The following is a 13,564-nucleotide window of genomic DNA, read 5'->3' on the forward strand; positions in this document are numbered from 1 at the left end:
TGCTTCCCTCTAGCTCATATGCTAAAGTGCAGTCAGTTCCCATCTATTTTTCAAAAGAATATGCTCGAATTTTGGTTTAATCCTAAAGTTTCCATCCTCCATAAACTGCTGATCTTCATGGTTATCGCTATTGCAACAGCTGTGCTGTACTGGATAGAACCTTTAAAACCGGATGTCATCCTGATGTTCATGGGTACTGGCATTATTTTCCTGATTTGCCGTTACTGCAAAATTCATTTTGCTGCAAAAAATCCGACTGGCCTGTTCTACCGCTTATTGGTCTGGATTCCAATTGCCCTGTTATTGGCACTAATTTTCATGCATATGCAGGATGGTGAAATTCTTATTCCAGGTGCTCAAGGCATTGGTTTTATGGCTTTGGCCATTTGTCTGTTTTCGCCCTTATCTTTACTGAATAAAAATGATCCCTTAGACGAGCAAAAATAATGCTGGAGTTTTGGTATTCAGACAAATGTAGTCGTCAGCTTAAACTGATGGTCTGCATTGCAACGTGTGTGATCATTTATATCTGCTCTACGGTACAGCAGCTTTCGCCCATGTTTACAGGAATAAGTGTGGGCATCGGTATGGGGATCCATGTTTTAAGAGCGCTAAGCTTAAAAGTTTCGGCAAATAATCCCTATAAAAAAGGTTTTACGATTCTTGTATTCATCATGCCGCTGATGGCCTTAATCACGTTAATTTCAATGCTTCCGGCAGAACATAAACTGATGCTCGCCATTCAGGCGATTGGATTTGTTGCAATTGGCCTGTTTATATTATCTACCCTTCCAAAGCGCAAGTTTGATTAAAAGTATTGAGTAGATTTTGCTGAAATTTAAAAGACGAAACCCAAATAAAAAAAGACCGCTAAAAGCGGTCTTTTTCAATCATCAAAGATGATTAAGCAGCTAATGCATCTTTAGCTTTAGAAGCTAAAGCAGCAAATGCAACTGCGTCATGCATAGCGATGTCAGCAAGTACGCGACGGTCGATAATCACTTGAGCTTTTTTCAAGCCAGCGATCATACGGCTGTACGACAAACCATTTTGACGCGCACCAGCGTTGATACGTGCAATCCACAAAGCGCGGAATTGACGTTTCTTTTGACGACGGTCACGGTAAGCGTATTGACCTGCTTTGATTACTGCTTGGAACGCAACGCGGTAAACGCGTGAGCGAGCGCCATAGTAACCTTTAGCACGAGCAAGAATTTTTTTATGACGGCGATGAGCCTGTACACCACGTTTTACACGAGCCATTTATAAATCTCCTTAGATGTATGGGCACATACGACGAACTGAATTCATGTCACTTACGTGAACCATGACACAACCGCGCAATTGACGAATACGTTTAGCAGATTTTTTGGTCAAAATGTGGCGTTTGAACGCTTGTTTACGCTTGAAACCGTTTGCAGTCGCTTTGAAACGTTTAGCTGCACCACGGCGAGTTTTTAACTTAGCCATAACAACCTCTTTAAACACCTGTTCGGCACGTCTGCACCATTGCAAAAACGACCTGCAGGTAAGGGAGCGAATATTCTAAAGCATCTTTGTTCAAAACAAAAGCACATATACTAAAAATAACCCACCAATCATCGGCTTCTCTTCGTCTTATTTTCACTATCAAAAGCGGGATGTTTTTATTAATAAATCAACTATTCAACAGTATAATTATCACACCATAAGAATACTGGACCTCTATGAACCCTGCACAGGATGCTTTTGCCGCCCTGCGTTATCGTGACTTTTCCATTGTGACGATCAACCAGTTCTGCCTCACCCTCGCCATCTTAATTCAAGAAATTATTGTCGCGTATTCACTGTATCAGATTACCAAAGATCCTTTGACGCTGGGCTTGATTGGTCTGGCCGAAGCAATTCCTTTTATTGCCTTGTCCTTGTGGGGTGGCTATTTTGCCGACCGCTTTAATAAACAGACCATCATGAAAATCTGTCTGTTCTTTGCCGTGCCCTTGCCTGTGGTTCTATGGTGGCTGTTTCATGCCTATGGCCTAGGACAGATCGGCGTGACTACACTATCCTGGGGCATATACGCAGTTATTTTTGGCCTGGGTACCATTCGCGGTTTTTATAATCCCTCCGCCACATCATTAAAACCTTTCCTGATTCCACGCGAGCTCTATGCCAATGGTGCCACCTGGACCACGATTGGCTGGCAAAGTGGCGTGATTATTGGTCCTATGCTGGGTGGTTTTATGCTGGCTTTTTTAGGTCGCGAAACCAGCTTACTGTCCGTAGCAGTACTATTGGCCATCTGTTTCATCCTGATTAACCTGCTGCAAAAACGCAGTTTTCCAAAAATCGAAACAGATAATTTAATCGAAAGTTTAGGCGATGGTTTCCGCTTTATCTGGAAAACCAAAATCGTACTTTGGGCGATTTCGCTGGATCTGGTTTCCGTGCTCTTTGGCGGGGTCATTGCCTTACTGCCGATCTTTGCCGAAGATATTTTAAAAGTCGGTCCCGAAGGTTTGGGTTACTTGCGTGCAGCACCATCGATTGGTGCACTGATCACCATGATTGCCTTAACCAGATTTCCACCGACCCAAAATGCGTGGCGTAATATGTTGCTCGCCGTTGCAGGTTTCGGGGTATTCACATTGCTATTTGCCTTTTCAAATAACATGTGGCTGTCTCTGTTTGCTTTAGCCATGACCGGTGCCTGTGACAGTATTTCAGTGGTCATTCGCCAAACCATTCTGCAGATTTACCCTCCAGAAAATATGCGTGGCCGCGTCGCAGCAGTGAATGGCATGTTTGTCTCAAGCAGTAATGAACTGGGCGCTTTTGAATCCGGTCTGGCTGCGAAATATATGGGCACCATTATGGCAACGGTCTTTGGTGGCTGCATGACCATGGTGGTGGTGGCAATGAGCTGGGCAAAAACCCATGATTTATTTGGCGTCGATATTACCAAAGTGCATGATCAAGAACATTAATTGTATTTTTAGACTTGCCAGTATTTCCAATTCAGGAAATACTTTGCACTAACTTTATCCGCTACCGCCGCAACATCTGGTTTGACTAAGAAATAAATATTTATGAAGCAAATACTGTGTTTTTCTCTATTCATGTGCTTACCGTTAAGTACTGTTTACAGTGCTGAATCCAAAGCAGCAAAACAGCTTGCCGTTCAGAAAAGCGCAGCCCTTCCCGCGCATTTGACCACGCGCATTCAGTGGACCAAATTCCCGCGTCCAGACTATAAAAATGAAGATTTGAAAGAGCAGAATCGCAGTGCCATTATTCGCATTTATGCAGATGAAACCGGCAATGTCACCAAGGCCAGCGTAGAGGAAAGTACCGGTTTAACCCATCTGGATAACCTGTTGGTTCAAGCCGTGCGTGAAGCGCATGTCAAACCCTATATGGAAAATGACACGGCAACGCCTCTTATTGGCTATCAAACTTTTAGTCTTAAATTAAGCCAGGATGATGCTGAAATTTGTCCCTATGACTTTGAATCTAAAAATTGGCAGGCGCAACAGCAGAATAGAAAAACACCTTTTTCATACCGTACTCAGCCACAACTAGACATCGATTCTGAATTGCTCAACGGCCATAATCGTACAGTCAAATTTAACTTTAAAGTGAATAAGCATGGTGATGTGAAAAAAGTTAAAGTGAAACAGGGTTCAGGTATTTATGCTTTAGACCAAAAAATTGTTCAAGCAGTATCCAATAGCCAAATTAATGTAAAGCGTACTGGCAGTACGTTATGGCTGTATAAAAAATCCAAATTTAAAGATGAGATTAAGTTCGACTTAAATCACTGTGAATAAGCAAAATAAAAAGAGAGGCAAAAGCCTCTCTTTTTTAAAATAGAGTAAAAGCCAAATAGATAAATAAATAGCGCCCGACTTTGGCCAGACTGACCATGAGCAGAAAGCGCCAGAAGTTTTCTTTTAGCAAACCGGCTATCAAAGTAATCGGATCACCAATAATCGGTACCCAGCTCAACAATAATGACCAATAACCATAATGATGATAGCTCGCCTGTGCTTTCAACATTTGCTGCTGTGAAACAGGAAACCATTTTTTGTCTTTGTAGTGTTCAATCTTAAAACCGAGCCACCAATTCACACAGGAACCCAAAATATTTCCCAAGCTTGCAACAAATAGTAGCCCAAAAACTGAATGATCGCCCTGCGCCAAAAGAGCCAATAACACGGCTTCGGACTGCAAAGGCAATAAAGTTGCAGCTCCAAAGGCAGAAATAAACAGTAAAAGGTAAGCCGGCATCAGGATGCTACCGGTTTAAAGCCCGAGTTTTTTCTTGGTCGAGGTATATTCATAGCTGGACCACAACACCGCTAAAACCAGAACCAGATAACGGCTATAGCTATAGCATTGCGTTAAAGGCTGTATGGCTGTGTATAAGACATTTTCGTCCTGCGTATTTAAAGTTGCCATAAAATTCTGGATATGCACGGCTTCTGCAATAAAAAGAATCAAACAAGCCGCAATACCAAAAATAATGCTCCAATAGACTTTTGCATTTTTTTCCAGAATACGCGTTGAATTTAAAACGAATGCTTTCATGAGGTGCTGATCCAATAAAAAACCACCGCATGGGTGGTTTATTTTTCTATAGCGCCATCTTAACACAATTACGATTCAAGTCATTTTAGTCCTCTACCTGAATCGACAATGCTTTCTGAATGGCAGGACGTGCAGTCAGACGATCTACATATTCTTTCACATAGGGGTAATCTTCAAGCTGAATTTGCTGCCATTCATGGCGTAGGATCCACGGTAAAATCGCCATGTCGGCAATCGAATATTCACCCGCTACATACTTTTGCCCAATGAGCTGCTTATTCAGCACCCCATACAAACGTTTAGTCTCATTGACATAACGGTCTATGGCATAGGGAATTTTTTCCGGCGCAAAACGGCCAAAATGATGATTCTGTCCCAGCATTGGCCCGAAACCACCCATTTGCCACATCAGCCATTGCTCGACTTCAACGCGCTGTTGCTCATCTACTGGATAATACAATCCGGTTTTACGGCCCAAATATTGCAAAATTGCCCCAGACTCAAATACTGAAATGGCTTCACCACGCGGTCCATCCTGATCCACAATCGCGGGAATTTTATTGTTAGGTGAAATACGTAAAAAGTCAGGCTGAAACTGATCATTTTCTAAAATATTGATGGGAAAAATTTGGTATTCCAAACCCATTTCTTCTAATGCTATTGTAATTTTATGACCATTGGGTGTTCCCCAATAATAGAGATCAATCATGTTTCCTACCTTTTGCCTTTTTCGTTTTACATGACATGCTTAAAATTTATTCCAGTTATAGCATGATTTAGTACCATACATCCGCATATTTAATTATAGATTCATCAGTAAAACCACTAAATATAAAGCATTATTTTCAGGCAAAAATCCGCCCCGGATATTGTTACATATTGATGCTTGAAAAGCCTCCACCCAATCTTATATTAGACATGAAGCAATCATCCATTCAGGATATTGCTTCACATTACTTATGCCATCCATTACAGAATTATCATCATGCTTCTATAACTTTTCTGAGAACCGGAGGTTCTATTCATGAGCAATTCCAGTCTTACCCCACTGTTCCGACGTAGCATCGGTTTTGACCGTTTTAATGACCTGTTTGACTATGCAATGCAAAGTGAAACACCGAATTATCCACATTACAATATTGAAAAAACCGGCGATAATAATTACCGCATTGTCGTCTCTGCAGCCGGATTTAACGAAGACCAACTCGAGATCAACCTGGAAAATCAAGTTCTGACCATTAGCGGCAAAGCGGTTGAAGAAAAATCGGATACTACGGTAGAATTTTTACACAAAGGTATCGCCCACCGTTCCTTTAAACTGTCTTTACGTCTGGATGAACATGTAGAAGTACAACAAGCTGACTTTGCAAACGGTTTGTTAAAAATCGACTTACAGCGCAATGTTCCAGAAGAAAAACTACCTCGCCAGATTCCAATTGGCAGCAAAACCACGGAAAAACTTGCTTCACCTCAACAGGAAACAACAAAATAACGCCCCAAAAGACTGGTCAATGATTGGTCTTTTGAATGATTGAAACGATCTCTTAAAAAACCGATTCAAAAAATCATCGCTATAAAAAAGCCCTGCTTTTGCAGGGCTTTCTTCATCAATAGAGGCTTACTTTTTCTTTTTAGGACCAAGTAGCATACCCATTTGACGACCTTCCATTTTTGGTGCTTGTTCAACTACACCGAATTCAACCACATCTGCTTCAACTTTTTGCAATTGAGCCAGACCCAGCTGTTGGTGAGCCATTTCACGACCACGGAAGCGTAAAGTGATTTTTACCTTGTTGCCTTCTTCAAGGAACTTGATAATGGCACGTAATTTTACGTTGTAATCACCAACATCAGTCGCAGGGCGGAGCTTGATTTCTTTCACCTGTACTTGATGCTGTTTTTTCTTCGCTTCTTTCTGCTTTTGCTTAAGATCAAACAAATGCTTGTTGAAGTCCATGATTTTGCATACTGGTGGCTCAGCATTTGCCACAATCTCAACCAGGTCAAGATCGACAGCTTCAGCTGCACGTAAAGCATCATTTAAGCTTACGATGCCTTTTTGCTCGCCATTTTCGTCTACAAGACGGACTTCTTTTGCACGAATTTCATCATTCAAAGCAGGACGGTTTGATTTGTTACCGCCCTGTTGATTACGGTCAGGCTGTTTAATCGCTTTTACTCCACAATGTACCGGCCGCGTTCGGCAACGGCTGCTTTCACTAGGTCAACGAAGGCATCGATTGACATAGTACCTAAATTTTTTCCTGAGCGGGTACGCACATTCACTGTACCTTCCTCGACTTCACGGTCCCCAAGTACCAGTAAGTAAGGAATACGCTCTAAAGTACGTTCACGAATCTTAAAGCCGATTTTCTCATTTCTCAAGTCAGAAATGGCACGAATTCCGTTTTCTTTAAGTTTAGCGACGACTGACTCACATGCTTCAGCTTGTGAATCGGTAATGTTCATCACGCACGCTTGTGTAGGTGCCAACCAAGGTGGCATAAAGCCCGCGTAGTGTTCAATCAGTATACCAATAAAACGTTCGAAACTACCAAGAATTGCACGATGTAACATAACAGGCTGATCACGGTCGTTATCTTCTGTTACGTAAGAGGCATCCAAACGCTCTGGCAAGTTGAAGTCACACTGAATTGTACCGCACTGCCATACACGGCCTAAGCAGTCTTTCAACGAGAATTCGATTTTCGGACCGTAGAATGCACCTTCACCTGGTTGAAGTTCCCACTCAAGACCGGCAGCATCTAAAGCATCTGCCAAAGATTTTTCCGCCATGTCCCAAAGTGCATCATCACCGACACGTTTTTCTGGACGTGTAGACAATTTCATTTGCACTTCTTCAAAACCGAAATCTTTATAAACGTCTAAAGTCAGTTTAATGAAGTCTGCAACTTCAGTCCCGATTTGTTCTTTGGTACAGAAAATATGCGCGTCATCTTGAGTAAAACCGCGAACACGCATAATGCCGTGTAATGAACCCGATGGCTCGTTACGGTGACATGAACCAAACTCAGCTAAACGAATTGGCAGGTCACGGTAAGATTTCAAACCCTGGTTGAATACCTGTACATGACATGGGCAGTTCATTGGCTTCACTGCATAGTTACGGTTCTCTGAATGAGTCGTAAACATGTTGTCTGCATAGTTTGCCGCATGACCCGATTTTTCCCAAAGCGTGAAATCAACCACTTGCGGAGTACGAATCTCAAGATAACCATTATCTTGCTGAACCTTACGCATGTACTGTTCAAGTACCTGGTAAATGGTCCAGCCGTTCGGATGCCAGAACACCATACCTGGTGCTTCTTCCTGCATATGGAACAAATCAAGCGCTTTACCGATTTTACGGTGGTCACGTTTTTCAGCTTCTTCAATACGTTTGATGTACGCAGCTAACTGTTTCTTGTCTGCCCAAGCTGTACCGTAAATACGTTGTAGCTGTTCGTTTTTCGCGTCCCCTCTCCAGTAAGCACCAGAGATTTTAGTGAGCTTGAACGATTTTAAGAATTTGGTGTTTGGTACGTGCGGACCACGGCACATATCCAGATAGTCTTGATGATAGTACAAACCCATTTGAGTTTCGTCAGGCATGTCTTCAATCAGACGTAATTTGTATTCTTCGCCACGAGCAGTGAATTCTGCAATCACTTCGTCACGTGGTGTCATTTTTTTGATGACATCATAGTCTTGGTCGATGAGCTTTTTCATGCGCTCTTCGATTGCTGCCATATCATCTAAAGTGAATGGACGTGGCATCCAGATGTCATAGTAGAAACCTTCTTCAATGACAGGACCAATTACCATTTTCGCTTCTGGGAACAATTGCTTAACCGCATGACCGACCAGGTGCGCACAAGAGTGACGAATGATGTGTACACCATCTTCGTCTTTAGGCGTGATAATTTGTAAAGTTGCATCTTCAGTGATGAGATCAGACGCATCAACCAAACGGTCGTTTACGCGACCTGCAACTGTATTTTTCGCAAGACCCGGACCAATGCTAAGTGCAACGTCCATCACAGATACGGCTTGATCAAATTCTTTTTGATCGCCATTTGGCAAAGTGATAATTGGCATAAAAAATCCTTAAGGAGTGATGCCCCGTACCATAGGGCATGTCACCGCGAGATTATGATCGAGGCAGAACCTCAAAAGATAAAAACGGTGGATAAATAAAAATCGACTCGAATTTTACACGTCTTATCCACAGGATTAAACCTTTTCACCTAGAAAATTCGCGATTTGGCGCATTTTGAATTTATTTGCCAATACTTTGCCCTTAACTCAATCAGGGAATTTCAGCTTTCCTTTTTTATTCTCTAAAGTTATCCCATGCTTCGAACTTACCCTGAGCATAGGCATAGAGCTGAGCAAATTGCGGAATCACCGCTTCACTTTGCGTAGGTCGTAAAAACACATAATCGTCGCGGTCAATCTCACAGAATTTCGGCACCAACAGCATTTCCTGGTTACTACTGCGTCCATACAAACCATGTGGCTTGCTTTTTTCAGGATAAATATAGTTGGCCTGCCAGTAACCGCCGTATATGAACAGGGCTTTATATTTATGCGGAAGATGGTTCAGGACTTCCAGACCGGGCAACTGGCTATGGCGCAAAACTTTGAGTACCGGTGTGGCAATCCATAATGTATATTGCAGTTTAGCCAGATTGGCCAGATCAAAATCGCCCGGCTTGAGCAACAGCGAGCCAAAAGCCAGGTCATTGCAAACACTCTGCTGACAGTGCTGAATAAACGTGGGGCTGCCGCCACCATTAAAACACAGGTTTTCGTGCCATAAATTGGGGAATTGTTGCCGAATAATGTCGATGTACTGTTGATAACTTTGCTGCGATTGTTGATAACTTTTTTCCGCGGACTTTAAAATTTTCGGCAGTTTGGCGACATGAGCATCATAGCCCATCAAACCAGTCAATTTGAGATGGGCTGAATGCTGCTGAATCAGTTTGAGCAAGGCCAGAAATTGCTGCGAGTTTTGTACACCACCCCGATGTAGGCCCACATCAATTTCAATATTCACATTCAGACAGATGTTAAACCATTGTGCCAGCTGCAAATATTGCTGCAAGCGCCCCAAATCATCAATCAGCCATTGAATATAAGGCGGGTGATCGAGATTAATTGCAGCCTGATAAAATCGTTCTACTGCATGTATCGGCATCTGCTTGCCCAGCAAGATATCGGCTTGCTTAAATGTCTGGATAATCTCTGCAAGATGTGGCAGATGAAACACCATAAAACGCTGGGTATTCAGTTTATCACTGGCCAGTTTGAGCAGCTGCAAATTGGCTAAAGATTTCACCACCAAACGTGGTTGGAGCTGTTCCGGCAAATGCGACTGCACATAGTCCAAATTGTGCTGATAGTGCTCCAAATCTAGAATCAGTTGCGGTGTTCCTGTGCCCTGCTGTTGTAAATGCTGAGTCAGTTGCTGGAAATAATTCGATTGCATCACCCTCTCCTTATTTTCAGAACAGAAACAACTGCTTTAAATAGGGATTTAGCCATTTTTGCTGCGGGTCCAATTGCTGACGCAGCGCCATAAATTCGTCCCATTTTGGGTAGAGGTCACACAGCGAGGCTGCGCTCATGGAATGCAACTTGCCCCAATGCGGCCGTCCCTGATATTTCTGCAAAATGGGCTCGACCAGATCAAATATCGCGTGATAATCCTGTTTATAAAACTGGTGAATGGAAATGGAGACCGAATCGCGCTGATAAAAAGGACTTAACCAGATATTATCCTCTTTGACATAACGGAACTCGATGGGGAAAAACATCGGCACCTTATGCTTCCTTAAAGTCGCTAAAACCTCTTCCAGACATTGCAAACCTTGCTCAACCGGAATCTGATATTCCATTTCATTAAATTTGGTATTACGCGGTGTGGGGAAAATGCGATGCGACCAATCGACATAGCAGGTCGGTTTGACAAAGACACCGAGCAGTTTTTGCAGATAAGGATTCGTAGCAGGCAACTTTCGAGTCAATTCTGAACACAAGGTCAGCAAGGCATCTTCCGAAGGCCAGCTCTCTGTTCTCGGCTGAATGGTTTCATCCGTTTCATCCAGAGTTTTTAACATCACCAGATCTGAATGGATGAATGTCCAAAATTCAATATGTCGGTGCTGCTGCTTCCATTGATCAATATGTGCAAAAATCTCCTGAATCGGACACAGCCGGATCTGTTCTTTTAATTTATATCTGGGACGATTTTGCAGGGTAATTTTTGTCAGCACTCCCAGACTGCCCAGTGCAACACGTCCGGCCTGGAAAATATCGATGTTTTGCCGAGGATCACATTGCAACCGCTCGCCATCTGCGGTGAGCAATTCAAACCCTTCTACAAATGCAGATAAGCAAGGTAAATCTGCACCTGTTCCATGTGTGCCCGTGGCAATGGCGCCAGCCAGACTTTGCTGATCTATATCACCCTGATTGATTAAGGCCTGATTAATTGGCGCCAGTGCTTCGCCCAGCTCATATAAACGTGTCCCTGCTTGCACTGTGCATTGGGTTTTATCTTCATCAAAGGCAACCACGCCTTTTAACTGATCGAGATTAAGCAAAAGCTTATCCGTTTTAGCCACAGCACTAAACGAATGTCCTGCCCCCACCACACGGATATGGTTATAGGATTTCACTATTTTTTGTAATTCATTCATATGCTGAGGTTGAAAAATTTGTGGATGTGCCTGCTGACTTCCAGACCAGTTCTGCCATCCTTTATCCGCCTGTTGTATTTTCATTATTATTCCTTGGCTGATGCTATTTTAATTGCCCTGTTAGAGTAAAATACCTAAAAAAGCAAATATGGGAACCCATGAGTTCAAAAAAAATCTGTGCCATAAAATAATTTATTTAATTTTCAATATGTTAAAAATTATTAAATAGCACTCGACTAAAGCATAAATGCAAGATTTTCAAGAAGTGCATATCTTTTTCAACAGGATATGAAAATAAATAAATATACAACGGAGTTTTCCAATGGTTAGCGCATACGATGAATTACCGCGTACCCCCGCAAATTTTGTAGCATTGTCACCTTTACGCTATCTTGATCGTGCAGCCTATATCTATCCAAATCAGAACGCGATTATTCACGGTAAGCGTCGTATTACCTGGCGTGAAAAATACAATCGTTGCCGTCAGTTTGCGCACCAACTCCAAAAACTCGGGATCGGTAAAAATGATACCGTTTCAGTCCTGCTACCTAATGTCCCGGCAATGGTTGAAGCACATTTTGCTGTGCCAATGGCGGGTGCCGTACTGAATACCTTAAATACCCGTCTAGATGCCAAGACACTTGCCTTCATGCTGGAACACGCTGAAAGCAAAGTGTTGCTGGTTGACCCTGAATTCAGCAAGCTTGCCACCGAAGCATTGGCGCTGATTCCTCAAGAAGTCTATGTCATTGATGTCGCCGATGAAGAATATGAGGGTGAAGACACCCGTATTGGTCAGATCGAATATGAAGACTGGATTGCGCAAGGTGATGCCAATTTTGACTGGCATTTACCGCAAGATGAATGGGATGCCATCAGCTTAAGTTACACTTCTGGAACTACAGGCAACCCTAAAGGCGTGGTTTACCATCATCGTGGTGCTTACATCAATGCAGCCAGTAACATCATTGCTTGCGGCATGATGCCACGTGCCACCTATTTATGGACCCTGCCATTGTTCCACTGTAATGGCTGGTGCTTTGCCTGGACTATGGCTGCCAACGGCGGAACCAACGTCTGCTTGCGTAAAGTCGATGCAGAACTGATCTTTAAATTGATTGCCGAACATAAAGTCGATTACTTCTGTGGTGCACCGATTGTCTTGTCAATGCTGATCAACACCCCTGAAGAGAAAAAGACCCAGATTGATCACCGTGTCGAAGTGATGGTGGCCGGTGCTGCACCTCCTGCAGCAATCATTGAAGGCATGCGTAACATCGGCATTAACGTGACTCATGTTTACGGCTTAACTGAAACTTATGGCCCTTCTGCGCTATGTGCTTCACAGGCTGGCTGGAGCGACCTGTCCATTCAGGAACAGGCGCAACTGCATTCGCGTCAAGGCGTGCCTTATCCACTGCAAGATGGCATGAAAGTGCTTGATCCTGACACCATGCAAGAAGTACCGCATGATGGTAAAACCATGGGCGAGATTATGTTCCGTGGCAACATCGTGATGAAAGGCTACTTAAAGAATCCGGAAGCGACTGCCGAAGCCTTTGCCGGTGGCTGGTTCCATACCGGTGACCTTGCCGTTTGCCAACCGGATGGCTATGCCAAAATTACAGACCGTTCCAAAGATGTGATTATTTCCGGCGGTGAAAATATTTCCTCGCTCGAAGTGGAAGAAGTGCTGTATCAGCATCCAGCCGTGCTGACTGCAGCAGTGGTGGCAAAACCTGATCCACGCTGGCAGGAAGTACCATGTGCCTTTGTGGAGCTCAAACAAGGTAAAATTGCAACAGCTGAAGAACTAATTGAATACTGTAAACAGCATTTGGCCCGTTTTAAAGTACCGAAAGATTTGGTGATTACCGAAATTCCTAAGACTTCAACCGGAAAACTGCAAAAATTCATCTTGCGTGACTGGGCGAAGGAACGTTCTGCGGGTGAGTTTCAATAATTTACCCTCACCCCAGCCCTCTCCTGAGCAAGTTTTAAAGCACCTCTTTAAAACGCAGCGCAAGTGAGGGCTAGGTAGAAGCCGTATATCTCTAAGAAATATATGATTTGCTACTTTGTTATTTAAAAAAATTATTTGTTTGAAAAATATTTTCTGGAATAGAGGCCGGCCCTCTCTCTAACTCCCTCCCTGAGCAAGCGACAATGCACTGCCTTGTCACAAAGCGCAAGAGAGAAATATCAAAGCATAAAAAAGCGACTCGATTGAGTCGCTTTTTTAGTTTTAGTAGAAAGCCAAGAAATCAATTGTCTGAAATCAAAGCCAC

15 protein-coding genes are annotated in these 13,564 nt (G+C 43.1%); 6 read left to right on the forward strand and 9 right to left on the reverse strand.

Annotated elements, in window-relative coordinates:
* Positions 1-60 precede the first annotated feature (60 nt).
* Together ACE01R_RS11585 and ACE01R_RS11590 are read left to right on the forward strand one after the other, a co-directional pair.
* The gene (locus ACE01R_RS11585) at positions 61-447 is read left to right on the forward strand and encodes a hypothetical protein (RefSeq protein WP_395551345.1); all 387 of its coding nucleotides are present in this window, start codon (positions 61-63) and stop codon (positions 445-447) included.
* Positions 447-812, forward strand: coding sequence for a hypothetical protein (locus tag ACE01R_RS11590; protein ID WP_395551346.1), 366 nt, complete (start codon positions 447-449; stop codon positions 810-812). Before ACE01R_RS11585 ends, ACE01R_RS11590 begins: the two co-directional genes overlap by 1 nt.
* A 91-nt stretch (positions 813-903) precedes the next feature.
* Here ACE01R_RS11590 and rplT read toward each other — a convergent pair whose 3' ends face one another.
* Positions 904-1,263, reverse strand: coding sequence for a 50S ribosomal protein L20 (gene rplT / locus ACE01R_RS11595; protein ID WP_004647525.1), 360 nt, complete (start codon positions 1,261-1,263; stop codon positions 904-906).
* Between the two features lie 12 nt (positions 1,264-1,275).
* Positions 1,276-1,470: a 50S ribosomal protein L35 gene (gene rpmI, locus ACE01R_RS11600; protein ID WP_002054552.1), complete on the reverse strand. Its 195-nt coding sequence runs from the start codon at positions 1,468-1,470 to the stop codon at positions 1,276-1,278.
* A 236-nt stretch (positions 1,471-1,706) separates the two neighbouring features.
* Between rpmI and ACE01R_RS11605 the strand changes: the two genes are divergently transcribed.
* Positions 1,707-2,966 carry an MFS transporter gene (locus tag ACE01R_RS11605; protein ID WP_395551347.1) on the forward strand — a complete coding sequence of 420 codons (1,260 nt, stop codon included), beginning with the start codon at positions 1,707-1,709 and terminating at the stop codon, positions 2,964-2,966.
* A 102-nt stretch (positions 2,967-3,068) separates the two neighbouring features.
* The gene (locus ACE01R_RS11610) at positions 3,069-3,809 is read left to right on the forward strand and encodes a TonB family protein (protein ID WP_395551348.1); all 741 of its coding nucleotides are present in this window, start codon (positions 3,069-3,071) and stop codon (positions 3,807-3,809) included.
* Between the two features lie 34 nt (positions 3,810-3,843).
* Here ACE01R_RS11610 and ACE01R_RS11615 read toward each other — a convergent pair whose 3' ends face one another.
* The 3 genes from ACE01R_RS11615 to ACE01R_RS11625 all read right to left on the reverse strand — a co-directional run bounded on the left by ACE01R_RS11615 (position 3,844) and on the right by ACE01R_RS11625 (position 5,278).
* Entirely contained in the window at positions 3,844-4,269 is a 426-nt protein-coding gene (locus ACE01R_RS11615; protein ID WP_395551349.1) for a YqaA family protein, read from the reverse strand.
* Positions 4,270-4,284: 15 nt separating this feature from the next.
* Positions 4,285-4,569 carry a hypothetical protein gene (locus ACE01R_RS11620; protein WP_395551350.1) on the reverse strand — a complete coding sequence of 95 codons (285 nt, stop codon included), beginning with the start codon at positions 4,567-4,569 and terminating at the stop codon, positions 4,285-4,287.
* Positions 4,570-4,654: 85 nt separating this feature from the next.
* Positions 4,655-5,278 carry a glutathione S-transferase N-terminal domain-containing protein gene (locus ACE01R_RS11625; protein ID WP_395551351.1) on the reverse strand — a complete coding sequence of 208 codons (624 nt, stop codon included), beginning with the start codon at positions 5,276-5,278 and terminating at the stop codon, positions 4,655-4,657.
* Between the two features lie 315 nt (positions 5,279-5,593).
* Here ACE01R_RS11625 and ACE01R_RS11630 point away from each other — a divergent pair, with 315 nt between their 5' ends.
* Entirely contained in the window at positions 5,594-6,061 is a 468-nt protein-coding gene (locus ACE01R_RS11630) for an Hsp20 family protein (protein ID WP_086195389.1), read from the forward strand.
* Positions 6,062-6,187: 126 nt separating this feature from the next.
* On the opposite strand, the gene infC is transcribed toward ACE01R_RS11630, so the two are convergent.
* The 4 genes from infC to ACE01R_RS11650 form a co-directional block, all read right to left on the reverse strand.
* Positions 6,188-6,739 carry a translation initiation factor IF-3 gene (infC, locus tag ACE01R_RS11635; protein WP_395551356.1) on the reverse strand — a complete coding sequence of 184 codons (552 nt, stop codon included), beginning with the start codon at positions 6,737-6,739 and terminating at the stop codon, positions 6,188-6,190.
* Between the two features lie 5 nt (positions 6,740-6,744).
* Positions 6,745-8,667, reverse strand: a complete 1,923-nt coding sequence (gene thrS, locus ACE01R_RS11640; protein ID WP_395551352.1) for a threonine--tRNA ligase — start codon at positions 8,665-8,667, stop codon at positions 6,745-6,747.
* Between the two features lie 235 nt (positions 8,668-8,902).
* On the reverse strand, positions 8,903-10,063 hold the full coding sequence (locus ACE01R_RS11645) for an alanine racemase (RefSeq protein ID WP_395551353.1): 1,161 nt from the start codon (positions 10,061-10,063) through the stop codon (positions 8,903-8,905).
* Positions 10,064-10,079: 16 nt separating this feature from the next.
* Positions 10,080-11,360 (reverse strand): D-arabinono-1,4-lactone oxidase, encoded by a 1,281-nt coding sequence (locus ACE01R_RS11650; protein ID WP_395551354.1) that lies wholly within the window; start codon positions 11,358-11,360, stop codon positions 10,080-10,082.
* A 238-nt stretch (positions 11,361-11,598) separates the two neighbouring features.
* Between ACE01R_RS11650 and ACE01R_RS11655 the strand changes: the two genes are divergently transcribed.
* Positions 11,599-13,239, forward strand: coding sequence for an acyl-CoA synthetase (locus ACE01R_RS11655; RefSeq protein WP_395551355.1), 1,641 nt, complete (start codon positions 11,599-11,601; stop codon positions 13,237-13,239).
* Positions 13,240-13,564 lie beyond the last annotated feature (325 nt).

Source organism: Acinetobacter sp. BSP-28, assembly GCF_044130285.1.
Taxonomy (GTDB): Bacteria; Pseudomonadota; Gammaproteobacteria; order Pseudomonadales; family Moraxellaceae; genus Acinetobacter.